This is a genomic window from Nonomuraea marmarensis (assembly GCF_043197025.1).
GTDB lineage: Bacteria > Actinomycetota > Actinomycetes > Streptosporangiales > Streptosporangiaceae > Nonomuraea > Nonomuraea marmarensis.
On record NZ_JBICRM010000016.1, the window covers coordinates 132,213 to 155,643 of the forward strand.

Consider the following 23,431-nt stretch of genomic DNA (forward strand, 5'->3'; position numbering starts at 1 on the left):
GGGATTCACGCGGAAGTGGCTCAGTGGTAGAGCATCACCTTGCCAAGGTGAGGGTCGCGGGTTCGAATCCCGTCTTCCGCTCGGAGCAAGACTCCTGGTGGAGTGGCCGAGAGGCGAGGCAGCGGCCTGCAAAGCCGTCTACACGGGTTCAAATCCCGTCTCCACCTCGATGATCGGTGGACCCTTCGGGATCCGCTACAGTAAGTGCGGCGCCATGCGGAAGTGGCTCAGTGGTAGAGCATCACCTTGCCAAGGTGAGGGTCGCGGGTTCGAATCCCGTCTTCCGCTCTGAGTTCTCCAACTCAATACGGACGATTAGCTCAGCGGGAGAGCGCTTCCCTGACACGGAAGAGGTCACTGGTTCAATCCCAGTATCGTCCACTCCGACCTGGTCAACAGGAGTCAAGCCCCAGCTCACGGCACCTGCCGAGAGCCTGGGGCTTCTTGTTCTCCCGGGCCGATCACGGCTGTTGTCAGCGGTGCCGGCGTTGTGCTGACCCCCTCGAATCCGATCCTGGACACCATCCCTTGACTGTCCCTCCGCCAGCGTTCAGGCTCAGCAGTTGCGGGGCAACATCGGGCAAACCCGAGCGAGGAGTGAAGCGATGGCATTCCACTTCGTCGGCATGGACCCCAACTCGCCGGACGACAAGTGCTGTGCCGTGTTCGTCGATGACGAGACGGAAAGGATCTTCTTTCAGGGAAAGCTCGTCACCGATCCGACACTGCTGGCCAAGATCGCGAAGCACAGTCCCATCGGAGCAGATGAGGCAGTTGTCCGGCAGCCGGGCAGAATGAGGCCGATCATCGCCGAAGCAGTGGCGGGCACCTTCGAGGCCGGTCGTGTTGGACACGGGCCGACGACGATCAGAGACATGATTCGCGGAGCCCGTCACTCGGCTGTCCACCTGGAGACGCGCGACACCTACGACCCCAGCCATCCGGCGTTCCAAGACTTTCTCGCTGGCGGTTCAGGCCGCTACGACCGACATGGCTGGACGGACACGGTCCACGAGGCAGTGGGGCGCGGGGTCCGCATACGCCGCGCACGGGTAGTGTCCGAGCCGATCAGCGACTACATCCGCTGGGAACACATGATCACCGACGAAAACGTAGAAGCCGGGGAGGAAGTACGCTGGCTTCCGCGCCGCCAGGCGTTCGACCTGATGCTGCCCGGCACGGACTTCTGGATGTTCGACGGGAAAGTGATCTGCTTCAATTTCAACTCTGGCGCGGGAATAGACACCGACGAAGATCAGTTCACCAATGATCCGGACCTGGTCAATCGGTGCATCGCCATATTCGAGCAGATCTGGGAACGGGCGACCCCGCATCAGCAGTACCAACCGACGTAGCTCAGATCGGATATCAAGATCCTCCACCATGGCGTCATCCCCCTCTCCCTCCTCCAGCGCCCAAGCCGCGCGGCAACGCCTGGCCGACCAACTTCGCGAGATCCGTGAGGACGCTGGTCTGACCGGCCGCAAGCTGGCCGAGCTGGCGGGGTGGCATGGCGTCTCGAAGGTCTCCAAGATCGAACATGCCGCCCGTCCGATCTCGCCCGAGGATCTGCGCGCCTGGTGCCGAGCCTGCAACGTGTCACCGGGGCGCACCGAGGAGTTGCTGGCCGAGCTACGCGCGGCGGCCGGAATGTGGGTCACGTACAAGCAGCTCCACCGACGCGGACTGAAGGGTGCGCAGGAGTCGGTCAGGGAGCGGTACGAGCGTGCGCGCCTGATGCGGGTGTACTCGAACAAGGTCATCCCTGGCCTTCTCCAGACGGAGGGTTACACCATGGCGGCCTTGGAGGCCGTCCAGCATGAGCAGGCCATCGAGGTCGACGACGTTGCCGGGGCGGTTGCGGAGCGGATGGAGCGCCGTCGCGTCTTGCACCGGTCGGACGCCCGCTTCGTGTTCCTGCTGGAAGAGAGCGTGCTGTGGTATCGGACCACACCTCCGGCCGTTCATGCGGAGCAGCTCCGGCATCTGCTGGCGGTGATGTTGATGCCCTCGGTGTTGATCGCGGTTATCCCTCGGACCGCTGACCGTACAGTCAGCGGGTGGGGCGTGTGGCCTGAGGAATCGTTCACGATGACCGAGTTTGCTCAGGTGAACGTGGAACTGGTGTCTGGCTACCTGACGATAGTGCAGCCCGACGAGATCGCCATGTACGTGTCCGCGTGGGAGAGGTTGTTCCCTCTCGCCGTTGTCGGCCAGTCGGCAGAGAGGTTGATCCTCCAAGCGACTGAGGCTTTGCCCCCGTGAGTGGGCAAACTTGGGCAACTTTTCGAGCTGTGTAAGCGTTCGCTTCTACGGTCGAAGCATGCCCGCAGGACAGACGGCCCCCGCGCATCGGCACGACAGTGCCGCATGGTCAGACATCCCCCCAACGCCCGCAGAGCTTGACGAGATCGGTCCGCCCATCCAGCCGCCACCGGCGTGGACCTGGACGCGTGCCGGGTACCTCGGTCAGATGCTCGCACGCGGCGGCGCCGAGCGCACGGGCGGCGGCTTGGGGTTTGCGCGCTACCTCGAACTAGCCGAAGCGAACGGAGTGCTGGAGCTGCGGCCCAACACAAGCCGCATCCCAGCCGGAGAGGCACCCTCATGGTGAACACCGCAGCGTCAGAGGTCCGCGAGACCGGCCCATGGATCATCGCCGGCAACAGCCAAGGCAACTGCGTCGCCGCGCGCCAACTCGCCTGCTTCAAGAGCGTCCACGTGTGCGAGCTGTCCAACCCGGAACACTTTGCCGAAGTGTCCCCGGAGGCATGGGCGCGGTTCCTGAACGCGTTGCGCACCAACGAATACCAGCCGAAGACATTCGGCAACCTCGTGATGTTCACCATCGACGAGCCGCGCAAGCAGCCAAAGCCGATCATCACGACGCTGGTCAACTGGCAACTCTTCACCTACGCGGTAGGCAAGGGCCATTTCGACAAGTTGCCACCTGTCGAGATCGGGGGAAGTCACGGCAAATGGCTCTCCACTGAGAGCGTCGTGTGAGGTCCCCGGAGCTCTCATGACGACGAAAAAGGGTGCGCAGCAGCGCACTGACAACCTGCCCGAGATCGAATGGGCGCGCTCACCCGGGTCCCTTTTCCGGGAGATCGGCTGGGTCGGGCTGCGCCAAATCTTCTCCCTCGTTGACCGCAAGCACGAGTTCGGCTTGCACATCCACCTTGTGGGCCGGAACGGCATCACCCTGCCGAGCGAGGTGTTCGGCGTCTCCTGCGAACAACCGCGCGAGCAGGCACAGGAAAAGGCGCGCGCCCGCGCACAGGAGGTATGGCGCGCATACCTGCTCGACCTCGCCACGCCCAGAGGCGCGCAGGAGAGACGGGCGTCCTAGACGTCCCACGAACCGTATACGGCCGGCCGTGCGCCTTCCCCGCAGGGTCACACCCTGGCTGGTCGTTTCCGTCCCTGGTGATGCCGTTCCGGATGACGGCCCTGCCGCCGACGCCAGGGAACCGGCCCCCGCCAAACTGGGCAACTGGCGGGGGCCACTTTCATGACCGCGCGGCCCGGTGCTCGCGTATCTCCGATTTCACGTACGGGCCTGCGAAGGTGACGTACGGATGAGACACGCCCACGGCATCGAACTCGCAGGAGCGAGGAACGCCGAGACCCGTTCCTGCCCGCTTCGGCGGGGTGGGTACGGGGATGTCCAGCCACTGCCGGGCAGGGCCGATCGCATCGATGAGCCTCGGCGGCTTTCCATGCTCTCTTCGATTCACGACCCGGAATGTCCCGGGCAGGCTCGTGTCCGCGCAGGTAGCCGGCCAGGTCATCCCAGAACGTCCCGCATCGGCGGCGGCCTCTGGCGGAGGGTGTCGGCGCGCGGTGACGATTTGCGGGTCAGCACCGAACGAAAGGCTGAATATGTCATTCAGAATCCGCGCCGCGCTGGCCACGGCCGCCGTCGCAGGCATCGGCTTGCTCGCGGCCTCGCCTGCGCAGGCCGCCGCGGTCGAGGCCATCAGCACGCAGGCCGCCCTTCCTGGCTGCGTGCACACCAAGACGGGGATCATCTCATACACCAAGATGGTCAAGGTCACCAACAACTGCCGCTATTACGTACGCGCCAAGGTGATCATCCGCGCCGGCCGCGACTCCTCGTGCAAGAGCTTGTCGCCAGGCAGGAGTTTCACCCACAGGTACACCGGGTTCTACCAGAAGACCGTGAGTTGCTGACCCCGGGTGCCTTGGCAGACGCCGACCGAGGGACCTGTCGGTGAAGGATCAGGCATGGCGTCGCACTCGGGGGTGATGCGGCGTCATGCCTGCTCTGTGCCTGCCCCGTAGGCAGAAATATGCCGCTATCCCGATGAACACCGCCGCTACCGCGCCGGCGACCACGACAAGACGCCAACTGCCGCCATCAGAAACGCCGGGGTTGGTATCAGCACACTTCTGTTCGCCTGGGGTCTGCTGATACCAGCAGGAGTCCGCCAGTTCCCACAGCGCCATTAGCCGCGGCTGATCCGCATCAGCAAATACACCGAGCGCGGCGACCAGATCACGCGGGGCAAGTGTCTGGCCGTTCAAATAGCGACTCCACGACGATGTGCTGCAGGAAGTTTTCTTCGCCAGGGCTTCGAGACTCAACCCCGTCCGGTCTTTTAGGGTACGCAATTCAACGGTGAGCAACCGCATTTCCGAGCCCACGTTGTCACGCAGTGGCCGCCAGGAGCTCATCTCGTCCCTCCGTTCCGGTACCTCCCATTCAGCGACGTTAACCGCGCGGTTGTTGAGAATCTGTTGATAATGCGTGGAGAGCCGGGCGCAGCGCCCACCGTCGTCGCCGCCCGCCAGGCGAACATCGCGGCGGAGCAGCCGGCCGGCGCCTTTCGCGGTGATCGGGAAAGGCGCCGGCCGGGACCCGGCTGGGCGGGCTCTCAGGCCCGCATGGCCGCCATGGCCTTGCACGCCTCGGCGCAGGCCCGGCGATGACACGTTCCTGGAGCAACCGGACACCGGCTCGACCGGGGACCTGTACGTGGCTTCGCCGGTTCCGTTACGGAACCCGAGCTGTTTCTCCGCCGCGGCCCGGCAGTTCTGCTGGGGCCAGGCGTCGGACTCCTGCGTGGCCTCCTGCTCGACGCCGCCGTCGAAGAGACGGTCACCGTGCACGGAGGGGAGCCCTTCGGTTGGGGCGGGACGGTCACCCTGCGGGATCCGCAGGCCGGTGTCCGCCGCGGTCACGGTCACCTGGACGTCGGGCAGCGGGTTGCCGGTGGCCCGTCGCGAATGAGGTCAATCCACCGGGTATTGCTCAAGGATGTCGGCCAGCCGATGGGGGCGCGAGACATGCGGGAAATGGCCGCAGTCGACCTCGACCGGCTCGACGCCAAGCCGTTCACCTGCGATCTTGCGCATCCAGTCCGGTCGCAGCGTGCGATCGTGCCGAGGCAGGACGAACGTCGAGGGCGTCGGCGGCGTGGCGAAGATCACTATGAAGACGGGTCACGAGGACAGGCTTCGCTGCGAGAATCCGGCATGCCCCCCATCGGGTGTGCCGCAAGGCTGTTTCGCGACAATCCTCGCGAACTGTCGATCAATTGCAGGGAAACCGTTGAAGCAACTACACCGACGCTGGAGCGTGCCGGCGATCGCCGGCGCTTTAGTGCTCGCACTGTCCAGTCCACTCACCGCTCTGGCAGACACCCCCTCCCCAGATGTGCCCCCGGGCAGTCACTCGGTCACGCTGATCACCGGGGACGTCGTCACCACCCGCCAGTCCCCCGAACCGGGACAGTCCGGCGGCACGGTCGTCGTCAGCGGCCCCGGCGGATCGCCGGCCCAGGCCCGCGTCATGGAGACGGCGGGCGATCTCTACGTCTACCCCGACTCCGTCCTCCCGTACGTGGCCCAAGGCATCCTGGACCGGCGGCTGTTCAACATCAGTGACCTCGTCGCCGACGGGTACGACGACGCGCACCGCGACCGGCTGCCGCTGATCGTCTCGTACGCCCAGAACGGCCTGCGCGCGAGCGCTCCGCCCCCGGGCGCCACCCGGGTACGGGACCTCAGCAGCATCCAGGGCGCCGCAGTCACCGAGGACCGGGCCCGGTCCGCGGACTTCTGGAGCGCGGTCACCGCCGCCCCGCCGGCCGCCCGGGCGAGTGCGAAGCCGGCCTTCGGCGGCGGCATCGCGCGGATCTGGCTGGATGGCACCGTCAAGGCCGACCTCGCCGACACCACGGCCCAGATCGGCGCCCCCCAGGTGTGGGCGGGCGGCGACACCGGGCAGGGCGTGGCCGTCGCCGTGCTCGACACCGGCGTGGACACCGGGCACCCGGACCTCGCCGGCCGCTTAGCCACCACGAAAAGCTTCGTGCCGGAGGAGGACGTGGAGGACCACAACGGCCACGGTACGCACGTCGCGTCCACCATCGCGGGCACCGGTGCGGCCTCCGACGGCCGGGAGAAGGGCGTCGCACCCGGCGCCGAACTCCACATCGGCAAGGTGCTGTCCGACACCGGTTCCGGGCTGGACTCCTGGGTGCTGGCCGGAATGGAGTGGGCGGCGATCGACCAGCACGCCAAGGTCATCAACATGAGCCTCGGCTCCGACACCCCGTCGGACGGCACCGACCCGCAGAGCGAGGCGGTCAACCGCCTCAGTGCCCAGACCGGGGCGCTGTTCGTGGTCGCCGCGGGCAACACCGGCTCCCCTTACAGCATCAGCGGCCCCGGAGCGGCGGACGCGGCGCTGACCGTGGGCGCGGTCGACTCCACGGACTCCGTGGCGTTCTTCTCGAACCAGGGCCCGCGGGTCGGCGACGGCGCGCTGAAGCCGGAGATCACCGCCCCCGGCGTCGACGTCCTCGCGGCGCGTTCCCAGTACGCCCCCGAGGGCGAGGGCGCCTACCAGACGCTCAGCGGCACCTCCATGGCCACCCCGCACGTGGCGGGCGCCGCGGCCCTGCTGGCCGCCGTCCACCCGGAGCTGACCGGCGGCCAGCTCAAGGACCTGCTGACCAGTAGTTCCCTGCGCACCCCTGCGTACGACGCGTTCCAGGGCGGCAGCGGCCGGCTGGACGTCGCGGCGGCCGCGCACGCGGGCGTCTTCGCCTCGGCGACCGCCTACGCCGGACAGGTGACGGCGGACGGCTCCGGCGCGGTCCAGCGCCCGGTGACCTACACCAACACCACCGGCTCCGAGGTCACCCTCAGCTTGGCCGTCGAGGCGCCGAACGCGCCCGCGGGCGTGTTCCGGCTGTCCGCGGACCGGGTCGTCGTGCCGGCGCACGGCACCGCCCAGGTCACCGTCACGATCGACGGCTCCCCGGCGACCGGGAACGCCCGCTACAGCGGCCAGCTCCTGGCGACCGACCCGGCCGGAAACCTGGCGGCGCACACCGCCGTGTCACTGGGCGACGTGGCGCACAAGCTGACCATGATCCTCAAGGACGCACAGGGCAAGCCCATGCGGGGTGTCGTCGAGGTCCTCAAGTCGGGTGAGTACGACCCCCAGTTCTTCATCATCGACGAATCAGGCACGGGCCAGGTGTACCTGCCCGGCGACGTGTACTCGGTGATGTCCTTCAAGGACGTGCGAGGCGTGCACGGCCCGCATTCGCTGGGCATGGCGCTGCTCGGCGACCCCGACGTCAACATGGACCGGGACACGACCGTCACACTCGACGCCGCGAAGATCCGCCGGGTCGACATGACCACGCCGCAGAAGACCGAGGTGACGTACCAGCGCCTGGAGTACGACCGCTCGATGGGCGGCGCGTCCTGGCGCGACTACATGGAGACCCAGACCAGCTACGACAGCCTCTGGGCCCAGCCCACGGCGGCCAAGGTGACCCACGGCGACTTCTATCTGGCCGCCCGGTGGCGCAAGGAACTTCCCGCGCTGAGCGTCTCCACCCGCACGACCGACTTCACCGACGTGCTGCGGCAGGACTGGCTCACGCCGCTGCCCCAGGGCCACTACGACCTGCCCGCCGTCTTCGCGGGCGACGGCGCGAGCGCGGACTACGCCGGGCTCGACGCGCGGGGCAAGGTCGTGGTGGTACGCCGCAACAGCGCGGTCGGCGACGCCGACCAGGCGACGGCCGCCGCGCAGGCGGGCGCCAAGCTCCTGCTGGTCGAGAACGATCAGGCGGGACGGCAGATCCGCCCGTACAGCCTCGATCCGTTCACTCCCGCCCCGATCGACGTCGCGCTGCTCAGCACCGACGAAGGCGAGAAGCTCATCCAGCAGGTCCGCGACGGCAGGAGCACGCTCAGGGTCGACTCGCAGCCGGTCAGCCCGTACGTCTACGACCTCATGCGGACCTGGCACAACGAGATCCCGTCCGACCTGGTCGTGCAGGGCGGCCCGAAGAACCTGGCGCGGGTGGACGTCACCTTCGACAGCCCGGACCCGACGCTGGGAGGCGGCGAGTACCGCTTCGACTGGCCCTCCTACTCCAACTGGGGCATCGGCACCACGATGCGGGAGCCGGTGAACGGGCAACGCGTCGACTGGGTCTCCACCGGCGGCGACTACACCTGGGGACAGGAGGCTTACGTCGACGGGCTGATCTACGAGATCGAGCCCAGGGTCTCCTACCGGCCCGGCAGCACCCAGTCCCAGGAGTGGTTCAAGCCGATCGAGCGTCCCCACCTGAACGACAACTACAAGCTGCCCAGCCGGAGCGGGAGCCGGCTGAGTTTCGACGTCCCCGGCTACGGTGGCTCCGACCACGTCGGCATGTCCATGGACTACCAGCGCACTCAGCAGACCCTCACCCTGTACCAGGGCGAGACGCGACTGGCGCAGGGGACGGGCACCGTGGTCGGCGGGACCGCGCCGGGCACCGGCAAGCTGCCCTACCGGCTGGTCGTGCAGAACAGCCGGGACGCGTCGGTCAGCCCGTACTCCTCCACCACCCGTACGGAATGGGCCTTCAGCTCGAAGGCCCCGGCGGACGACGCCCAGGCGGTCCTCCCGCTGCCGCAACTCGAGTACGGCATCACCACCGACGACGCGGGCAAGGTGGCGAGGAACGCCGCACTGACCGTCTCCGCCACGTCGTTGCCCGACGCCGTCGGGGCCGGCCGGATCGGCCCGATCACGCTGGAACTGTCCTACGACGACGGGAAGACCTGGCAGCGGTCCACGTGCGGCCACGACGGGCGGTGCCGGCTGGACGCCCCGAAGAAGGCGTCGTTCGTGTCCCTGAGGGCAAGTGCGGGTGACTCGGCCGGCAACACCGTCACCCAGACGGTGATCAGGGCCGTCGGCCTGCGCTGAGCCTGAGATGGGCCTCCACCGTATCGCGGAGGCCCATCCTGAGTGGCGTATTGACAGAATCCGGAAAGGCCGCTGCGATCTGGTGCCGCCGACGAGGCGCCTGCGGTGAAGGCGGCCCCGGTCTTGAAGATTTTGTCCAATTGGACGTGAACCGCAGCCCCGCGCCAGAATGAGTTCCGTGATCGTGCTGGTGACCGGCGGCAACCGCGGGATCGGCCGGGAGGTCTGCCGGCAACTGGCGGCGCTCGGCCACACCGTCCTGCTCACCGCCCGCTCCCCGGAGGCCGCGGCCAAGGAGCTCGGGGTCGAGTCGCTGCGGCTCGACGTCACCTCCGGCGACGACATCGCCGGCGTGGCCGCCGCCGTCAGTGAGCGTTACGGCCGGCTGGACGTCCTGGTCAACAACGCGGCCATCGCCTACGACTCCTGGCAGCGGGCCTCCTCGGCCGACCTGGACGTCGTGCGCGAGGCCGCCGAGACGAACCTGTACGGCCCGTGGCGCCTGATCCAGGCGCTGCTCCCGCTCCTGCGCAACAGCGAGCACCCGCGGATCGTCAACGTCTCCAGCGAGGCCGCCTCGCTGGCCGGCATGGGGGGCGGCACCCCGGCGTACAACACCACCAAGGTCGCGCTCAACGCCCTGACCCGGATGCTCGCCGCCGAACTGCGCGGCGACGGGATCCTGGTCAACGCCATCTGCCCCGGGTGGGTGGCCACCGACATGGGCGGCCCCGGCGGCCGTCCGGTCGCTGAGGGCGCGTCGGGCATCGTCTGGGCCGCCACCCTCCCCGACCACGGTCCGACCGGCGGCTTCTTCCGCGACGGCCGGCCGCTCCCCTGGTAGGCGGACGAGCTCCCGCGCAATCAGCGGACGGTGTCGCCTCATGTGCCGGCCACGCTCATACTTGCCGGGAAACTTCTGGAAACCGATAACTCTGAGCACCGCATGGGCGTGTAATACTTCGTGGATGGCGCGGATCGTCTTCATCGGGGTCGGTGATGTGGAGCTGACGCGCCGCGTCGTGTCCACCCTCGTGCTGGCGCCCCCGCTCCGCGGCGAGCTGGAGATCGTGCTGAACGACGACGACCCCGGCCGGCTCGCGACGACGGAGACGCTGGTGCGCGCGCTCGACGCCGAGGCGGGCGCGGACGCGAAGATCCGCAGCGTCTTCGACCGGCGGCAGGCGCTCAGGAACGCCGACTTCGTGGTCAGCCACCTCGACGTCGGCGGGTTCGAGGCGACCCTGCGCGACTTCGAGATCCCCCACAGGTACGGCCTGCGCCAGACCATCGGCGACACGATCGGCATCGGCGGCGTCTTCCGCGGCCTGCGCACGATCCCGGTGCTGGTGCGGCTGGCCGCCGAGATGGCCGTCGAATGCCCGGACGCCTGGCTGCTGAGCACCAGCGACCCGATGGCGATGACCGGCTGGGCGGTGCACGAGGCCACGGGTTTCGAGCGGTTCGCCGGGCTGTGTCACTCGGTCTGCGACACGCACGCCTACCTGGCGGATCTGGTCGGGCGCGGGCAGGACGAGGTGACCTTCCTCAGCGCCGGGCTCAACCACCAGTCGTTCGTGTTGCGGTTCGAGGCCGAGGGCCGCTCGCTCTACCCCGACCTCGACGCCGTGCTGGCGTCCGATCCGCAGCTCAGGCGGCACGTACGCGCGGAGCTCTACCGGAAGTTCGGCTACTTCCCCACGCAGTCGAGCGAGCACGCCGCGGAATACGTGCCCTGGATCATGCGGCACGCCGAGGAGACCAGCAGGCTGGGCGTGCCGGTCGAGGAATACCTGCGCCGCGTCGGCAAGAGCCTGCACCTGTACGAGGAGACCCGGCGCGCGTTGTCCGCGGGCCACCCGCTGCTCATCAGATGGCAGCACCAGGAGCCGGCGGCCGCGGTGATCCTCGCGCTGCTGACCGGCGAGGAGAACGAGGTCTACGTCAACGTGGCCAACCACGGCCTGATCGGCAACCTGCCCGAAGGGTGCTGCGTGGAGGTGCCGGCCCTGTTCGGGGCCGACGGGATGCGCCCGCGGGCCGTCGGCGACCTGCCCGTCCAGCTGGTCGCCCTCAACCGGACGTTCCTGAACGTGGTCGAGCTGACCGTGCGCGCGGTGCTCGACGGCGACCGCGGGCACGTGTACCACGCGGCGATGCTCGACCCGAACACGGCGGCCACGTTGCCGCTGCCCGCCATCGAGGCACTCTGCGACGAGCTGATCGAGGCGCACGGCGACCTGCTGCCGCAGGCGGTCCGTACATGATCGAGTCGATGCCGACCGAGGTGCGGCGCGACCGGATGCTGGCCCTGCTGACCGAGCAGGAGTTCGCGCGGGTCGCGGAGCTGGCGGAGGCGTTCGGGGTGTCCAGCGTGACGGTCCGCGCGGACCTGGACGCGCTGGAGGAGCAGGGCAAGGTACGCCGGGTGCGCGGCGGGGCGGTGTCGGCCGCGCCCGCGCAGCACGTCGAGCCGTCATTCGAGTTGTCGCTGGGCACGGCGGCGGTGGAGAAGTCGCTCATCGCGAAGGTCGCGGCGCGCCTGGTCAGCTCGGGTGAGAGCGTGCTGATGGGGGCGGGCACGACGACCGCCTACGTGGCCAGGGAGCTGGTCGCGCGCTCCGACCTGACCGAGGTGACCGTGTTCACCAACGGGCTGCGTACGGCGCTGGAGCTGGAGCCGGCGCTGCCCCGGCTGTCGGTCGTGGTGACCGGCGGCAGCCTGCGGCGCCAGCAGCACTCGCTGGTCGACCCGCTGGGCGGCAAGCTGCTGGAGGGCATCCGGGCCCACACCGTCATCCTGGGCTGCGGCGGGGTCGACCCCGTGGGCGGCGTGACCAACGTGAGCCTGCCCGACGCGGAGATGAAGCAGCGCATGCTCCGGGCCGCGACCAGGAAGATCCTGGTCGCGGACGCGTCGAAGCTGGGCGTGGTGGAGATGGCGCCGATCTGCGCGATCGGCGAGATCGACCTGCTGATCACCGGCGAGTCGGCCGATCCGGAATGCGTCACCTCGCTGCGTGACAAGGGGCTGGAGGTCGAGATCGCCCGCTAGAGCCGCAGGGCCTCCGGGAGCAGGTCGCCGTGGGCGCGCGTCAGGTCGTCGGCCAGCCGCCAGATGTCCTCGAGCGGGAGCGACGCGGCGGTGTTCGGGTCGATCATCAGGGCGTGCCTGACGTGCTCGGGCCTGCCTTCGAGCGCGGCGCGTACCGTCAGCTCGTTGACGCTCACGTAGCTGCGGTTCAGCGCCGCGAGCTGCGGGGGCAGGGCGCCGACCGCGGTGGGCCGGACGCCGGTGGCGTCGACCGCGCAGGGGACCTCGACCACGCAGCCGTGCGGCAGGTTCGAGATCAGCCCGTCGTTGACGACGTTGCCGTAGACGACGCGCGGGGTGCCGGTGACGATGCTGTGGATGATCTGCGGGGCGTACTCGTCGGTCCCGGCGATGTCGAGCTCGCCGCCGTGCCGTACGAGGTCGCGGGTGCGCTTGTACTCGTTCAGGTTCTCCTCGCTGACCCGGAGGTACTCCCCGACCGGGATGCGCAGCCGGTCGAGCTCGGCGTCGTGGTGCATCAGCCAGGGGACGTACTCGGCCGAGTGCTCGCTCGTCTCCGTCGGGTAGTAGCCGAGCCGCCGGTACATGTCCACCCGCACCCGCCGCCGCAACTCGGGATCGTCGGCGTCGAGGCGCGGGTACAGGTCTTCCCCGTCGCGCTCGAAACGCAGCACCCACGCCTGGTGGTTCACGCCGGCCGCCACGTACGAGATCTCCTCGTACGGCACGGACACCAGCTCGGCCAGCCCGCGCATGGTCCAGTAGACCGAGTGGCAGAGCCCGACCACGTTCCTGACCTTGCCGGACAGGTACCAGACGTTCATCGCCATCGGGTTGGTGTAGTTGAGCAGCAGCGTGTCGGGGCACACCGCGGCGATGTCGGCGGCCAGCGCGTCGAGCACGGGGAACGTGCGCAGCGCGCGGAACACGCCCCCCACGCCGATCGTGTCGGCGATCGTCTGGCGCAGCCCGTACCTGGCGGGGATCTCGAAGTCGGTGACCGTGGCGTCGTAGCCGCCGACCTGGATCATGTTGATCACGAAGTCGGCCCCGTCGAGCGCCTCGCGCCGGTCGAGGTGGGCGGTGACGGTGACCGCGCCGGCCGTGATGCGGCGGGCGACGGCCTCGGCCACCTGGAGGCGTTCGGCGTCGATGTCGTGCAGGGCGATGTGCGAGCCCCGCAGCTCCGGGAATTTGACGAGGTCGGCGAGCAGCCCTTGGGTGAAGACGACGCTTCCCGCCCCGACGAACACGATCTTCTTCATGAAATTGCTTCCTCCCAGGTGGGCTGGGCCGCGGTGCCCCCGGCGGCGCGGGTGGAAAGGGTGCCGCAGGCCACGGCCACGGCCAGGCTGCGCCGGAGCGGGAGGCCGCGCAGGAGCGCGGCGAGCAGGCCCGCGTTGAAGCTGTCGCCGGCGCCGACGGCGTCGACCACGGTCGCGGGCCAGGCGGGCGCCTCGACCAACTCGCCGTCGGCGAAGGCGAGCGCGCCGCGCTCACCGCGCTTGACGACCGGTAGCGGCCCTCTGGCGGCCAGCTCTCGTAGTGCCTGGCCCAGGTCGGCGGTCCCCGAGATGGCCAGGGCCTCGGCCTCGTTGGGCAGCAGCACGTCGGTGACCGGGAGCACCTCATCGAGCCCCGCCCACCGGCCGGCCGGGTCGTCGTTGGTGTCGAGCGAGGTGGAGGCGCCCGCGGCCCGCGCCATGCCGAACAGGCCGGGCAGGCCCGCGGCCAGCTGCGGCTGCAGGAAGTACGACGAGACGTGCACGTGCGCGGCGCGCTCGATCAGCCCGGGCGGCACATCCGCAGGTCCGAGGCGGTCCAGGCAGCCTGGGGCGGTTAGTATGGCCCGGTCGTCGCCGTCCACCAGCACCACCGTCATCGCGGTGGGATCGCCGGGATCGACAGCGCAGCCGGACACGTCCACACCCCCGCTCCGCAGAGAGTCCAGGACGAAGGCTCCCGCGGGATCGTCCCCCACCCGCCCCACGAACGCCGTGCGCAGGCCCAGCCGGGCGGCGCCGTACGCGGTGATCGCGCCCGAGCCGCCCAGCACCAGGCCGGCCGCGGGCACGAGCTGCTCACGCTGGCCGAAGGCGGGATGGCGAGGCGAACCCGACACGATCACATCCGGGTTGGCATCGCCCACGACAAGAAGATCGAAGGTCGTTCTGGACACCACGGCACAGTCCCAGGATTTGTGAAAGGTTGTCAACCCTTGCGTTTCTCCGAAGCTATTGACAAGACTTCGAAAGTAACCATGATTGGCTCCAACATCCGGGAGGAGCATCCACGTGCGAAGAAGAACCGCGACAGCACTGGTCGTGGCGATCGTCCTGGCGGCCGCGGGCTGCGGAGGATCGCCGGAACAGGGCGCCAGGACGGCAGACCCGCAGGCGAAGGTGACGCTCACCTGGTGGACCGGCCAGACCACCGACGCCGAGAAGATCCTGGAGGGGCTGGCGGCCAAGTTCACCCAGGCCCATCCCAACGTCACCATTGACGTCTCCTCGGGCGCGTCCACCACCGACGATCTCTTGCAGAAGCTGTCCGCGGGCTTCGCCAGCGGCGTTTATCCCGATATTTCCTATGCTTTCGGGAGTTGGGCGTCGCAACTCCAGGAGTCGGGGAAGGCCCTGGACCTCACCGCCAAGGTGAAGGACCCGGCCGTCAAGTGGGAGGAGTTCCCCGCCGCCGCCCGCGCCACCGTCACGCCGAACGGCCAGGTCATCGGCTTCCCCGCGATCGTGGATAACCTCGCGCTGCTCTACAACAAGTCGGTCTTCGACGCCAGGAAGGTGCCGTACCCGACCGACGAGTGGTCCTGGGACGACTTCAGGGCTGCGGCGAAGAAGCTGACTGACCCGGCGGCGAAGGTCTACGGCACCGCCTACTCGGTGAGCGGCACGGAGGACACCACCTGGCACCTGTGGCCGCTGCTCTGGCAGCGCGGCGGCGCGATCCTGTCGCCCGACCAGAAGAAGGCCGCGTTCAACTCCCAGCAGGGGGTGGACGCGCTGGAGTTCCTGCGGGCGATGACGATCGACGACAAGAGCGTCTACCTCGACCAGACCGACGCGCGGTACCCGGCGCTGTTCGAGGACGGCCGGATCGGGATGATCATCTCGGGCCCGTGGGAGCTGCTCCAACTGAAGCAGAAGAAGACCAAGTACGGGGTGGCCATGCTGCCCGGCACCAACGGCGACCACCAGACCGTGTCGGGGCCCGACCTGTGGGCCATGTTCGACAACGGCGACGCGAACAAGGCCTACTGGTCGTACGAGCTGATCAAGTGGCTGACGTCCGCCGAGGGCGACGCCCAGTGGAACCTGGCCCAGGGCAACCTGCCGTTGCGCCCCTCGGAGACGTCGCTGCCCGCGTACCAGGAGTACGTGAAGACCTATCCCGGTGTGGAGAAGCTGGTCGCCAACCTGGCGAACGCCAAGCAGGCCAGGCCCACGGTCAGCGGATACGTGGAGATGTCCACCCACGTCGGCGAGGCCATCGCCAAGGCGCTGCAGGGTGCGGCCACGCCCAAGGACGCCCTGGACCAGGCAGCCGCCAAGTCGGCCCAGGCGCTGGCCGGCGGCTGACGATGTCGCTGCTCTTCGCCGGACGGCGCCCGCGCCATGTGGCACTCCCGACCGGCAGGGTGCGGTGGCTGAACCGCACCCTGACCGGCTGGGGATTCGCGGGCCCGGCCACCGCACTCGTCATCGGCCTGTCGATCTTCCCGGCGGTCTGGGCGTTCCTCATCTCGCAGCAGAAGTGGAACGGGATCTCGCCGGCCAAACCGATCGGCTGGCTGAACTACCAGCTCATGGTCCAGGACCCGGACCTGATCTCGGCGGTCGAGCACACGCTGTTCTTCACGGTGGTGTTCGTGCCGTCGTCGATCTTCCTCGGAATGCTCATCGCGGTCGCGCTGAACCGGCCGATCCGGCTGGTCGGCTTCTACCGTACGTGCATCTTCATCCCGTTCGTGTCGTCGGCGGCGGCCACCGGCATCCTCGCCAACTTCGTCTTCAACCCCCAGTACGGCGCGGCCAACAGCGCGCTGCGCGGGCTCGGCCTGCCGCAGCAGCAGTTCCTGGAGAGCCAGTCGCAGGCGCTGCTGGTGATCTGCCTGATCGCGCTGTGGGGCCAGGTCGGGTTCACCACGGTCGTGTACCTCGCCGCCCTGCAGGACATCCCCAAGGACGTCGTCGAGGCGGCGCGGATGGACGGCGCGAACCGCTGGCAGGTGTTCCGGCACGTCACGCTGCCCCAGCTGGGTCCCGTCACGGTGTTCACCTCCATCTGGCAGACGATCACCGCGTTGCAGCTGTTCGACCTGGTCTTCACCACGACCAGGGGCGGCCCGCTGGGCGCGACCCAGACGATCGTGTACTACGTCTACGCCCAGGCCTTCCAGCTCACCAAGTTCGGCTACGGCTCGGCCGTCGCCTACGGGCTGTTCGCCGTGACCATGCTCATCACCGTCGGGATGATCGTCTACTCCCGGCGCAGCAGGATCGAGGCCTTCTGATGAGACGCCTGCCGTTCAGCCCGTGGCATCTGCTGCTGATGCCGGTGGCCCTGCTGTTCGCGCTGCCGCTGGTGCAGATGGTGCTGACCGCGTTCATGCCGGACAGCGACATCAACAGGTTCCCGCCCAGGTTCATCCCGAGCCGGCTGCAGCTGGACGGCTTCATCGGCCTGTTCACCGAGTCGTCGGCGCTGCGCTGGCTGCTGAACACGGTCATCGTGGCCGCGATCGCGGTGGTCTCGCACCTGCTGCTCTGCTCGATGGCCGGGTACGGCTTCGCCCGGCTGAAGTTCTTCGGCAGGGGGGCCGGGTTCATGGTGATCCTGGCGACCATCATGATCCCGACCCAGTTGCTGATGATCCCGACGTACATCATGTTCAGCCGGCTCGGTCTGGTGGACACGCTGGCCGCGGCGTTCGTGCCGTGGCTGGCGTCGGCGTTCGGGATCTTCCTGATGCGGCAGTTCTTCCTGTCGCTGCCCGCCGAACTCGAGGACGCGGCCCGCATCGACGGCTGCTCGACGTTCGGGGTGTTCTGGCGGGTGGTGTTGCCGCTGGCCAGGCCCGCCCTGGCGACGCTCACCGTGTTCACCCTGCTGGGCTCGTGGAACGACCTGATCTGGCCGCTGATCGCGATCAGCGACGACAAGCTGTACACGATCCAGCTCGGGCTGGCCAACTTCCAGGGCACCAGGCACACGCAGTGGTCGCTGCTCATGGCGGGGAACGTGGTGGCGACGATGCCGCTCATCATCGCCTTCGTGGTGGCGCAGCGGCAGTTCGTGGCGACCATGACGTTCAGCGGGCTCAAGGGCTGACGCTGGGAGACCTCGTTCTGGCGACCCGGCCCAGCGGGGCCAGCCCCGCCAGAGCGAGCACACGGTGAAGACGCACGTCAGCAACGTGTTCGCCAAGCTGATGGTGAGGGACCGGGTGCAGGCGGTCATCGTCGCCTACGAGTCGGGCCTGATCGAGCCGGGCGGCTGAGCCCTACACGACAACGGGGCGGCAGGTTCCCGGACGACCCCGAGGTCGCCGACGTGTTCGAGGCGGCACTGGAGAAGATCCGCACGGCGGCCGCGAACGCGGGGATCGCGGCCGGGATCCACAACGCGTCGGGCGAGCAGGCCGCCCGGCGCCTGGCCGAGGGCTACACCTTCGCCACCGTCTCCTCCGACCTCACCCACCTGGAACAGGCCGCGGCCACCCACCTGAAGGCCGCGAAGGAGGCATAAGGGTCCCACGGAGGCGGACGCATCATGGCCAGGTCTTCGCCTCGTCCTCGAACGTCTCCCGGTCGGTCTCCACGGGCAACACGCACAGCAGGTGCCCGCCGGGAGCACGCAGGGTGCGGCACTCCTGCCACTGCGACACCTGGACCGCGCCGAGTGCGACCAGCCGGGCGACCTCGGCCTCCACGTCGTCGGTCTCGATGTCGAGATGGAACCGGGGGCTGTCGTCGACCGCCTGAACGGCCGCGATGACCCCGGGAAGAGCTCCGTGCAGCGAGATGAACTGCTCCTCCGACGGGAGCGGCCGCGCGGTGGCTCCAAGTGCCGCCGCCCAGAAGGTCGCCGCCTGGTCGGCCTCGGGTGCGGGCGTGTCGATCAGGAGAGCGTAGACGCGGCTGCGATGCACGAAGATCACCCTACCTCGCGGTGAAATGTCGCCATGTGCGAGCTTTTGGTGGCGCTGCGTGCATATACCGATTCAGTACGGGTAGCGCCGTTGCATTGGCTCCTCGGAGGAGGAAACCGTGGACATCAACATAGGCCAGGGCATAACTGACGCCTGGCGGCAGATAGCGACGTTCGTTCCAAAGCTGATCGCGATGCTGGTGATACTCATCATCGGCTGGATCGTGGCCAAGGCGCTGGAGAAGATCGTCAACAAGTTGCTCGACCGGGTCGGCTTCGAACGGGTCGTGGAGCGCAGCGGCGTGCGGCGCTGGCTGGAACACAGCAGGTACACCGCCAGCAGCCTGCTCGCCAGGATCGTCTTCTATGCGATCTTGCTGGTCACCCTGCAGATAGCCTTCAGCGTCTTCGGGCCGAACCCGATCTCGACGCTGCTGAACGGCGTGGTGGAATGGCTGCCCAAGGCGATCGTCGCCATCGTGATCATCGTGGTGGCCGGCGCCATCGCCAAGGCCGTCCGGGACATCCTCGCCGGCATGCTCGGCGGGTTGTCCTACGGTCGCTGGCTGGCGGCCGCCGCGGCGGTGTTCATCTGGGCGCTGGGCATCATCGCCGCGCTCAACCAGATCGGCGTGGCCACCACCGTCACGACTCCGGTGCTGATCACGGTGCTCGCCACCCTCGGGGCGATCGCGGCGATCGGCTTCGGCGGCGGGCTCGTACGGCCGATGCAGCAGCGCTGGGAACGCTGGCTGGGACGCATCGAGGAGGAGGCGCCGCAGGCCAGGGCACATGCGGAGGCGTACCAGCGGGGGCGCGAGGACGCCCGGTCGATGGCCGAGGAGACGGCGCCCATCCGCACCACCCCTGAGGGCGGCGGCGCGCACCGCTCGGACCTGCCACCCGACTGACCTCGCGCTCAGCGCCGTGACCAGGGCCGGACCTCCCGGCCCTGTCACGCGGCCGCCCCGGCCTCGGGTGTGCGGCTCAGCCCATGCCGTCAGGCGGGGAGGCCGTCTTCGAGGAAGCCCTGCTCGCGGGCCAGCCAGCACACCGCCGTCAGCCGCAACGCGGGCGGGTCGGGCTCACCGCTGAAGACCCAGCCGCGGTGCCGCAGCTCGTCGAGGAACCCCAGCAGGTAGTCGACCAGCGTCTCCCGGTCTAACGGGATCGCGTCACGCAGCACCGCCGCGTGCTGGTCGACCGCCGCCACCAGCGCGGGGTCGCGGTCCATCCTGGCGAGCTGGGCGTCGCCCAGCGTGTTCATCAGCCACCGCAGGGGCGAAGCCGCCCATCCCTCCTCAAAGACCACCAGCCAACCTTAAAGCATTCTCCAAGGTCAGCGCCCTTCGGCATCGATGTCGGCGAGCGTGCGCCGGGCCACCGCGAAGGCGGCGTTGGCGGCCGGAACCCCGCAGTAGACGGCCGTCTGGAGCAGCACCTCCTTGATCTCGTCCCGCGTGAGCCCGTTGCGTAAAGCCGCACGCACGTGCATCGCGAGCTCCTCCAGGTGCCCCCCGGCCACGAGTGCGGTGAGGGTGATGCAGCTGCGGGTGCGCCGGTCCAGCCCTGGCCGGTTCCAGATCTCGTCCCAGGCGTAGCGGGTGATGAACTCCTGGAAGTCGCGGGTGAGGTCGGTGGTGGCGGCGACGGCCCGATCGACGTGCGCGTCGCCGAGCACCTCCCGCCTGGTACGCATCCCGGCCGCCAGCCGCTCGTCCGCGTTCGGCGCACCAGACCCCTCGGAGGTGTCGTCGCTCAGCAGGTGGCCGGCGATCGCGGTGGTCACGGCGTCCGGGCGTTCCACGTTGGCCAGGTGCGAGGCGCGCGGCACCACCGTGAGGAACGCCCCCGGGATGTTGTTGGCCAGCGTGAGCGCCTGGTCGAGCGGCGTGGCCGGGTCCTCGGAGCCGGCCACCACCAGGGTGGGCGCGGTGATCTCCCCCAGACGGCGGGTCAGGTCGAAGGCGGCGATGGCCTCGCAACAGGCGGCGTACGACTTGGCGTCCACCTCCGCCAGCATGTCCATCACCCACTGGCCGTCGAAGTCGGGGGTGAACCAGCGGGCCTTCAACGTCGGGACCAGCGCCGCCACCCCCTTGCCGCGCACCAGCGCCGCCCGCCCCAGCCAGGGTCCCGGCTCGCCGAACTTGGCCGACGTGCAGCACAACACCAGTTTGCGGACCCGGTGGCGGGCGCGGGTGGCGATCGTGGTGGCGATCGCGCCGCCGAGCGAGATCCCGCCGACCGCGAACCGCTCGGTCTCGACCAGATCCAGTACGGCCCGCGCCAGATCGTCGATCGTGAACCCGGCCGCGGCGGGTGCGGAACCGCCGTGGCCCGGCAGGTCGTACCTGAGGACACGCCAGGAGTCGGTGAGGGTGGGGAGCTGGGGCTGCCAGATCTCCATCGTGGTGCCGAGCGAGGGCCCGAGCACCAGCAGCGGCGCGTCGGCCGGGCCGTCGATGCGGTGGTGGAGTTTCACGGTTGCTCCCTGTAGATGGCGAGAATGCGATCGACGAGCTCCGGAGCCGCGCCCAGGTACGCCCCGGGATCGAGCAACTCGCCGGGAGCTCTGAGCGGTCCTTCCGCAGCCGCGGTCTGCTCCAGAACCTCCCGAAGCGGGCGGTCTCCGGCCAGGGCCTGCGCCAGTGCCTCGCGTCCGAGGTGGGCGGCGAGGCGTTCGGCGACCAGGCGGCCGCCGGTCAGCTCGGCATTGGCCCGCATCCGCTCGGGGAACACCTGCAACCCGGTCACCAGCTCGGCGGCGGTCTCGGCCGCGCCGCCCGTGAGGCGCAGCGCCTCGCGCAGGGGCAGCCACTCCGCCTGCCACGCCCCGGCCGCCCGCTCGTGCTCCCCCACCTGCCCGAGCACCTGCGCGTACGCGGGCACCTGGAGCGCGGCCGACCGGACCAGGACGGACAGGGCGGGGTTCCGTTTCTGCGGCATGGCGGACGAACCGCCGGCCGACGACTCGGCCACCTCGCCGACCTCGGTCTGGGCCATCAGGACGATGTCGGTGGCCGGTTTGCCGAGCGCGCGGGCCGTACCTACGAGCGCGGCGCCCAGCTCGGTGACGGCGGAGCGCTCCGCGTGCCACGGCGCCACCGGCACGGCCAGCCCGATCTCCTCGGCGAACAGCTCCACCAGCGGCAGGGCGGAAGCGGCGTCCTGCTCGGCGAAGGCGGCCAGGGTGCCGGCCGCGCCGCCGAGCTGGGCGGGCAGCCGCAGCTCGCGCAGCCGGTCGCGGGCCCGCATGAGGCCCGCCAGCCACCCCGCCGCCTTCAGCCCGAACGTGGTCGGCACCGCCTGCTGCCCCAGCGTCCGCGCCGCCATCACCGTGCCCCGGTGCCGCTCGGCCAGCTCGCCCAGATCCCGCATGATCCCGCTCAGATCGCCCACGATGCCGCGTACCGCCCGGGTGGCGACGAGCATGGCGGCGCTGTCAAGGATGTCCTGGCTGGTGGCCCCCCGGTGCACCGACGCCGCCGCGCCGGGCACGGCCCGCCGCAGGTCCGACACCAGCGGGACGACCGGGTTGGCCGACTGCCTGGCCCGTTTCGCCAGGTCGGCGGGGTCGAGGACGAGCGCGGCGGCCGTCCGGTCGATGGCCACGGCGGCCTCTGACGGGATGAACCCCAGGCGGGCCTGCGCGCGGGCGAGCGCCGCCTCGGCCTCCAGCATGGCCCGCAACCACGCCGCGTCCGAGGTGATCTCCTCCGCCCTGGTGCCCGCCCAGACCGGCGCGAGCAGCCCTCCGTCACCGCTCACGGGAGACCCACGTAGTTCTCCGCCAGCGTGGTCGCCGCCGCCTCCGAGGAGGTCACGTAGTCCAGGTAGGACAGCTGCAGCCGGCGCGCGTACGGGTCGTCGTCCTCGAACGTGTGCAGCAGCGTCGTCATCCACCACGAGAAGTGCTGCGCCCGCCACACCCGCTTCAGGCACGCCTCGGAGTAGCCCTCGAGCAGCTCGGTCGAGCCGCGCTCGAAGAAGGCGGCCAGCGCCTCGGTGAGGACGCGGACGTCGGCCACGGCCAGGTTGAGCCCCTTGGCGCCGGTGGGCGGCACGATGTGGGCGGCGTCCCCGGCCAGGTAGAGCCGGCCGTACTGCATGGGCTCCGCGACGAACGCCCGCATCGGCGTGACGCCCTTCTCGATGATCTCGCCGGTGGCCAGCGTGAAGCCGGGCACGCTCTCCAGCCTGGCCTTGAGCTCGGCCCAGATCCGCTCGTCCGGCCACTCCTCCACCCGGGCGTCGGCCGGAACCTGCAGGTAGAAGCGGCTGACGGTGGGCGAGCGCATGCTGTGCAGCGCGAAGCCGCGCTCGGTCCTGGTGTAGATCAGCTCTTCCGACGACGGCGCCACCTTGGCCAGGATGCCCAGCCAGGCGAAGGGATACTCCCGCTCGAAGACGCTCAGAACGCCCTCGGGGATGGATGGCCTGGACACACCGTGGAAGCCGTCGCACCCGGCGATCACGTCGCAGTCGAGCCGCTCGCCCCCGAACGTCAGGTACGGCCCAGACTCGAGCCCAGACTCCAGCCCGTGGACGGCCACGTCCTCGACCTCGAACCGCACGTCGCCGCCCGCCGCGAGCCGGGCCGCGATCAGGTCCTTGACCACTTCCTGCTGGCCGTACACGGTGATGGACCTGCCCGGGACGAGCTTCTCGAACGGGATGCGGTGGCCCGCGCCGCCGTACCTGAGCTCGATGCCGTGGTGCGGCAGCCCCTCGCGCCGCATCCGCTCGCCGACGCCCGCTTCGACCAGCGTGTCCACCGTGCCCTGCTCCAGCACCCCGGCCCGCACCCGCCGCTCGACGTAGTCGCGGCTGCGCTTTTCCAGCACCACGGAGGAGATGCCGCGCAGGTGGAGCAAGTGGGACAGGAGCAGGCCGGCGGGTCCCGCCCCGATGATCCCGACTTGAGTTCGCATGAGGGCAGCATCCTGCCTCAA

The 23,431-nt window shown here is 69.3% G+C and carries 23 protein-coding genes, 4 tRNA genes and 1 pseudogene; 19 read left to right on the forward strand and 9 right to left on the reverse strand.

The window, feature by feature from the left end; all coding sequences use genetic code 11:
* Nucleotides 1–9: 9 nt before the first annotated feature.
* The 9 genes from ACFLIM_RS25925 to ACFLIM_RS25965 all read left to right on the forward strand — a co-directional run bounded on the left by ACFLIM_RS25925 (nucleotide 10) and on the right by ACFLIM_RS25965 (nucleotide 4,197).
* Nucleotides 10–81 (forward strand) — tRNA-Gly (locus tag ACFLIM_RS25925).
* Between the two features lie 15 nt (nucleotides 82–96).
* A tRNA-Cys gene (locus ACFLIM_RS25930) sits at nucleotides 97–167 on the forward strand.
* 49 nt (nucleotides 168–216) lie between these two features.
* A tRNA-Gly gene (locus ACFLIM_RS25935) sits at nucleotides 217–288 on the forward strand.
* Between the two features lie 21 nt (nucleotides 289–309).
* Nucleotides 310–381: transfer RNA gene (locus tag ACFLIM_RS25940), tRNA-Val, on the forward strand.
* Nucleotides 382–605: 224 nt separating this feature from the next.
* On the forward strand, nucleotides 606–1,355 hold the full coding sequence (locus ACFLIM_RS25945; protein WP_393169671.1) for a DUF6879 family protein: 750 nt from the start codon (nucleotides 606–608) through the stop codon (nucleotides 1,353–1,355).
* 28 nt (nucleotides 1,356–1,383) lie between these two features.
* Nucleotides 1,384–2,265: a helix-turn-helix domain-containing protein gene (locus ACFLIM_RS25950; RefSeq protein WP_393169673.1), complete on the forward strand. Its 882-nt coding sequence runs from the start codon at nucleotides 1,384–1,386 to the stop codon at nucleotides 2,263–2,265.
* A 342-nt stretch (nucleotides 2,266–2,607) separates the two neighbouring features.
* A complete protein-coding gene (locus ACFLIM_RS25955; protein WP_393169674.1) occupies nucleotides 2,608–3,006 on the forward strand; it encodes a hypothetical protein in 399 nt (132 codons plus the stop codon).
* 16 nt (nucleotides 3,007–3,022) lie between these two features.
* The gene (locus tag ACFLIM_RS25960; protein ID WP_393169676.1) at nucleotides 3,023–3,352 is read left to right on the forward strand and encodes a hypothetical protein; all 330 of its coding nucleotides are present in this window, start codon (nucleotides 3,023–3,025) and stop codon (nucleotides 3,350–3,352) included.
* A gap of 533 nt (nucleotides 3,353–3,885) precedes the next feature.
* Nucleotides 3,886–4,197: a hypothetical protein gene (locus tag ACFLIM_RS25965; RefSeq protein ID WP_393169678.1), complete on the forward strand. Its 312-nt coding sequence runs from the start codon at nucleotides 3,886–3,888 to the stop codon at nucleotides 4,195–4,197.
* Between the two features lie 48 nt (nucleotides 4,198–4,245).
* On the opposite strand, the gene ACFLIM_RS25970 is transcribed toward ACFLIM_RS25965, so the two are convergent.
* Both ACFLIM_RS25970 and ACFLIM_RS25975 read right to left on the reverse strand, forming a co-directional pair.
* Nucleotides 4,246–5,208: a helix-turn-helix domain-containing protein gene (locus ACFLIM_RS25970; RefSeq protein WP_393169680.1), complete on the reverse strand. Its 963-nt coding sequence runs from the start codon at nucleotides 5,206–5,208 to the stop codon at nucleotides 4,246–4,248.
* A 51-nt stretch (nucleotides 5,209–5,259) separates the two neighbouring features.
* Entirely contained in the window at nucleotides 5,260–5,457 is a 198-nt protein-coding gene (locus tag ACFLIM_RS25975) for an alpha/beta fold hydrolase (RefSeq protein ID WP_393169682.1), read from the reverse strand.
* A gap of 226 nt (nucleotides 5,458–5,683) precedes the next feature.
* Here ACFLIM_RS25975 and ACFLIM_RS25980 point away from each other — a divergent pair, with 226 nt between their 5' ends.
* The 4 genes from ACFLIM_RS25980 (at nucleotide 5,684) to ACFLIM_RS25995 (ending at nucleotide 12,311) form a co-directional block, all read left to right on the forward strand.
* Nucleotides 5,684–9,256 carry a S8 family serine peptidase gene (locus tag ACFLIM_RS25980; protein WP_393169684.1) on the forward strand — a complete coding sequence of 1,191 codons (3,573 nt, stop codon included), beginning with the start codon at nucleotides 5,684–5,686 and terminating at the stop codon, nucleotides 9,254–9,256.
* A gap of 178 nt (nucleotides 9,257–9,434) precedes the next feature.
* Nucleotides 9,435–10,100: an SDR family oxidoreductase gene (locus ACFLIM_RS25985; protein WP_393169686.1), complete on the forward strand. Its 666-nt coding sequence runs from the start codon at nucleotides 9,435–9,437 to the stop codon at nucleotides 10,098–10,100.
* Nucleotides 10,101–10,224: 124 nt separating this feature from the next.
* The gene (locus tag ACFLIM_RS25990) at nucleotides 10,225–11,523 is read left to right on the forward strand and encodes a family 4 glycosyl hydrolase (RefSeq protein ID WP_393169687.1); all 1,299 of its coding nucleotides are present in this window, start codon (nucleotides 10,225–10,227) and stop codon (nucleotides 11,521–11,523) included.
* An 8-nt stretch (nucleotides 11,524–11,531) separates the two neighbouring features.
* The gene (locus ACFLIM_RS25995; RefSeq protein ID WP_393169689.1) at nucleotides 11,532–12,311 is read left to right on the forward strand and encodes a DeoR/GlpR family DNA-binding transcription regulator; all 780 of its coding nucleotides are present in this window, start codon (nucleotides 11,532–11,534) and stop codon (nucleotides 12,309–12,311) included.
* Here the strand turns inward: ACFLIM_RS25995 and melA are convergent.
* Together melA and ACFLIM_RS26005 are read right to left on the reverse strand one after the other, a co-directional pair.
* Entirely contained in the window at nucleotides 12,308–13,576 is a 1,269-nt protein-coding gene (gene melA, locus ACFLIM_RS26000) for an alpha-glucosidase/alpha-galactosidase (protein ID WP_393169691.1), read from the reverse strand. The two genes, ACFLIM_RS25995 and melA, sit on opposite strands and share 4 nt — an antisense overlap.
* Nucleotides 13,573–14,490 (reverse strand): carbohydrate kinase family protein, encoded by a 918-nt coding sequence (locus tag ACFLIM_RS26005; RefSeq protein WP_393169693.1) that lies wholly within the window; start codon nucleotides 14,488–14,490, stop codon nucleotides 13,573–13,575. Before ACFLIM_RS26005 ends, melA begins: the two co-directional genes overlap by 4 nt.
* Before the next feature lie 115 nt (nucleotides 14,491–14,605).
* On the opposite strand from ACFLIM_RS26005, the gene ACFLIM_RS26010 reads away from it, so the two are divergent.
* From ACFLIM_RS26010 to ACFLIM_RS26030, 5 genes and pseudogenes are all read left to right on the forward strand, one after another.
* Nucleotides 14,606–15,904, forward strand: a complete 1,299-nt coding sequence (locus tag ACFLIM_RS26010) for an ABC transporter substrate-binding protein (protein ID WP_393169694.1) — start codon at nucleotides 14,606–14,608, stop codon at nucleotides 15,902–15,904.
* 2 nt (nucleotides 15,905–15,906) lie between these two features.
* The gene (locus tag ACFLIM_RS26015) at nucleotides 15,907–16,839 is read left to right on the forward strand and encodes a carbohydrate ABC transporter permease (RefSeq protein ID WP_393169696.1); all 933 of its coding nucleotides are present in this window, start codon (nucleotides 15,907–15,909) and stop codon (nucleotides 16,837–16,839) included.
* Nucleotides 16,839–17,657: a carbohydrate ABC transporter permease gene (locus tag ACFLIM_RS26020; RefSeq protein WP_393169698.1), complete on the forward strand. Its 819-nt coding sequence runs from the start codon at nucleotides 16,839–16,841 to the stop codon at nucleotides 17,655–17,657. The genes ACFLIM_RS26015 and ACFLIM_RS26020 overlap by 1 nt, the downstream gene beginning before the upstream one ends.
* A 52-nt stretch (nucleotides 17,658–17,709) precedes the next feature.
* A pseudogene (locus ACFLIM_RS26025) lies at nucleotides 17,710–17,826 on the forward strand (response regulator transcription factor); the annotation flags it as partial.
* Between the two features lie 53 nt (nucleotides 17,827–17,879).
* The gene (locus tag ACFLIM_RS26030; RefSeq protein WP_393169700.1) at nucleotides 17,880–18,074 is read left to right on the forward strand and encodes a hypothetical protein; all 195 of its coding nucleotides are present in this window, start codon (nucleotides 17,880–17,882) and stop codon (nucleotides 18,072–18,074) included.
* Nucleotides 18,075–18,096: 22 nt separating this feature from the next.
* On the opposite strand, the gene ACFLIM_RS26035 is transcribed toward ACFLIM_RS26030, so the two are convergent.
* Nucleotides 18,097–18,477, reverse strand: a complete 381-nt coding sequence (locus tag ACFLIM_RS26035) for a VOC family protein (protein WP_393169702.1) — start codon at nucleotides 18,475–18,477, stop codon at nucleotides 18,097–18,099.
* Nucleotides 18,478–18,601: 124 nt separating this feature from the next.
* On the opposite strand from ACFLIM_RS26035, the gene ACFLIM_RS26040 reads away from it, so the two are divergent.
* The gene (locus ACFLIM_RS26040; RefSeq protein ID WP_393169777.1) at nucleotides 18,602–19,387 is read left to right on the forward strand and encodes a mechanosensitive ion channel family protein; all 786 of its coding nucleotides are present in this window, start codon (nucleotides 18,602–18,604) and stop codon (nucleotides 19,385–19,387) included.
* Between the two features lie 89 nt (nucleotides 19,388–19,476).
* On the opposite strand, the gene ACFLIM_RS26045 is transcribed toward ACFLIM_RS26040, so the two are convergent.
* From ACFLIM_RS26045 to pobA, 4 genes are read right to left on the reverse strand one after another with little or no spacing between them, the layout of a single operon-like run.
* Nucleotides 19,477–19,788 carry a DUF6401 family natural product biosynthesis protein gene (locus ACFLIM_RS26045; protein WP_393169703.1) on the reverse strand — a complete coding sequence of 104 codons (312 nt, stop codon included), beginning with the start codon at nucleotides 19,786–19,788 and terminating at the stop codon, nucleotides 19,477–19,479.
* A 27-nt stretch (nucleotides 19,789–19,815) separates the two neighbouring features.
* Nucleotides 19,816–20,961, reverse strand: coding sequence for a bifunctional 3-oxoadipate enol-lactonase/4-carboxymuconolactone decarboxylase PcaDC (pcaDC, locus tag ACFLIM_RS26050; protein WP_393169705.1), 1,146 nt, complete (start codon nucleotides 20,959–20,961; stop codon nucleotides 19,816–19,818).
* Nucleotides 20,958–22,247, reverse strand: a complete 1,290-nt coding sequence (locus ACFLIM_RS26055; RefSeq protein ID WP_393169707.1) for a lyase family protein — start codon at nucleotides 22,245–22,247, stop codon at nucleotides 20,958–20,960. Before ACFLIM_RS26055 ends, pcaDC begins: the two co-directional genes overlap by 4 nt.
* Complete coding sequence (gene pobA / locus ACFLIM_RS26060) at nucleotides 22,244–23,410, reverse strand: 4-hydroxybenzoate 3-monooxygenase (protein WP_393169709.1); 1,167 nt, start codon at nucleotides 23,408–23,410, stop codon at nucleotides 22,244–22,246. Before pobA ends, ACFLIM_RS26055 begins: the two co-directional genes overlap by 4 nt.
* Nucleotides 23,411–23,431: the final 21 nt, after the last annotated feature.

Bases quoted from the DNA above. Each gene is read 5' to 3' on its own strand.
- ACFLIM_RS25945 (WP_393169671.1), top strand. From the start codon at position 606: ATGGCATTCCACTTCGTCGGCATGGACCCCAACTCGCCGGACGACAAG.
- ACFLIM_RS25950 (WP_393169673.1), top strand. From the start codon at position 1,384: ATGGCGTCATCCCCCTCTCCCTCCTCCAGCGCCCAAGCCGCGCGGCAA.
- ACFLIM_RS25955 (WP_393169674.1), top strand. From the start codon at position 2,608: ATGGTGAACACCGCAGCGTCAGAGGTCCGCGAGACCGGCCCATGGATC.
- ACFLIM_RS25960 (WP_393169676.1), top strand. From the start codon at position 3,023: ATGACGACGAAAAAGGGTGCGCAGCAGCGCACTGACAACCTGCCCGAG.
- ACFLIM_RS25965 (WP_393169678.1), top strand. From the start codon at position 3,886: ATGTCATTCAGAATCCGCGCCGCGCTGGCCACGGCCGCCGTCGCAGGC.
- ACFLIM_RS25990 (WP_393169687.1), top strand. From the start codon at position 10,225: ATGGCGCGGATCGTCTTCATCGGGGTCGGTGATGTGGAGCTGACGCGC.
- ACFLIM_RS25995 (WP_393169689.1), top strand. From the start codon at position 11,532: ATGCCGACCGAGGTGCGGCGCGACCGGATGCTGGCCCTGCTGACCGAG.
- melA (WP_393169691.1), bottom strand. From the start codon at position 13,576: ATGAAGAAGATCGTGTTCGTCGGGGCGGGAAGCGTCGTCTTCACCCAA.
- ACFLIM_RS26015 (WP_393169696.1), top strand. From the start codon at position 15,907: ATGTCGCTGCTCTTCGCCGGACGGCGCCCGCGCCATGTGGCACTCCCG.
- ACFLIM_RS26020 (WP_393169698.1), top strand. From the start codon at position 16,839: ATGAGACGCCTGCCGTTCAGCCCGTGGCATCTGCTGCTGATGCCGGTG.
- pobA (WP_393169709.1), bottom strand. From the start codon at position 23,410: ATGCGAACTCAAGTCGGGATCATCGGGGCGGGACCCGCCGGCCTGCTC.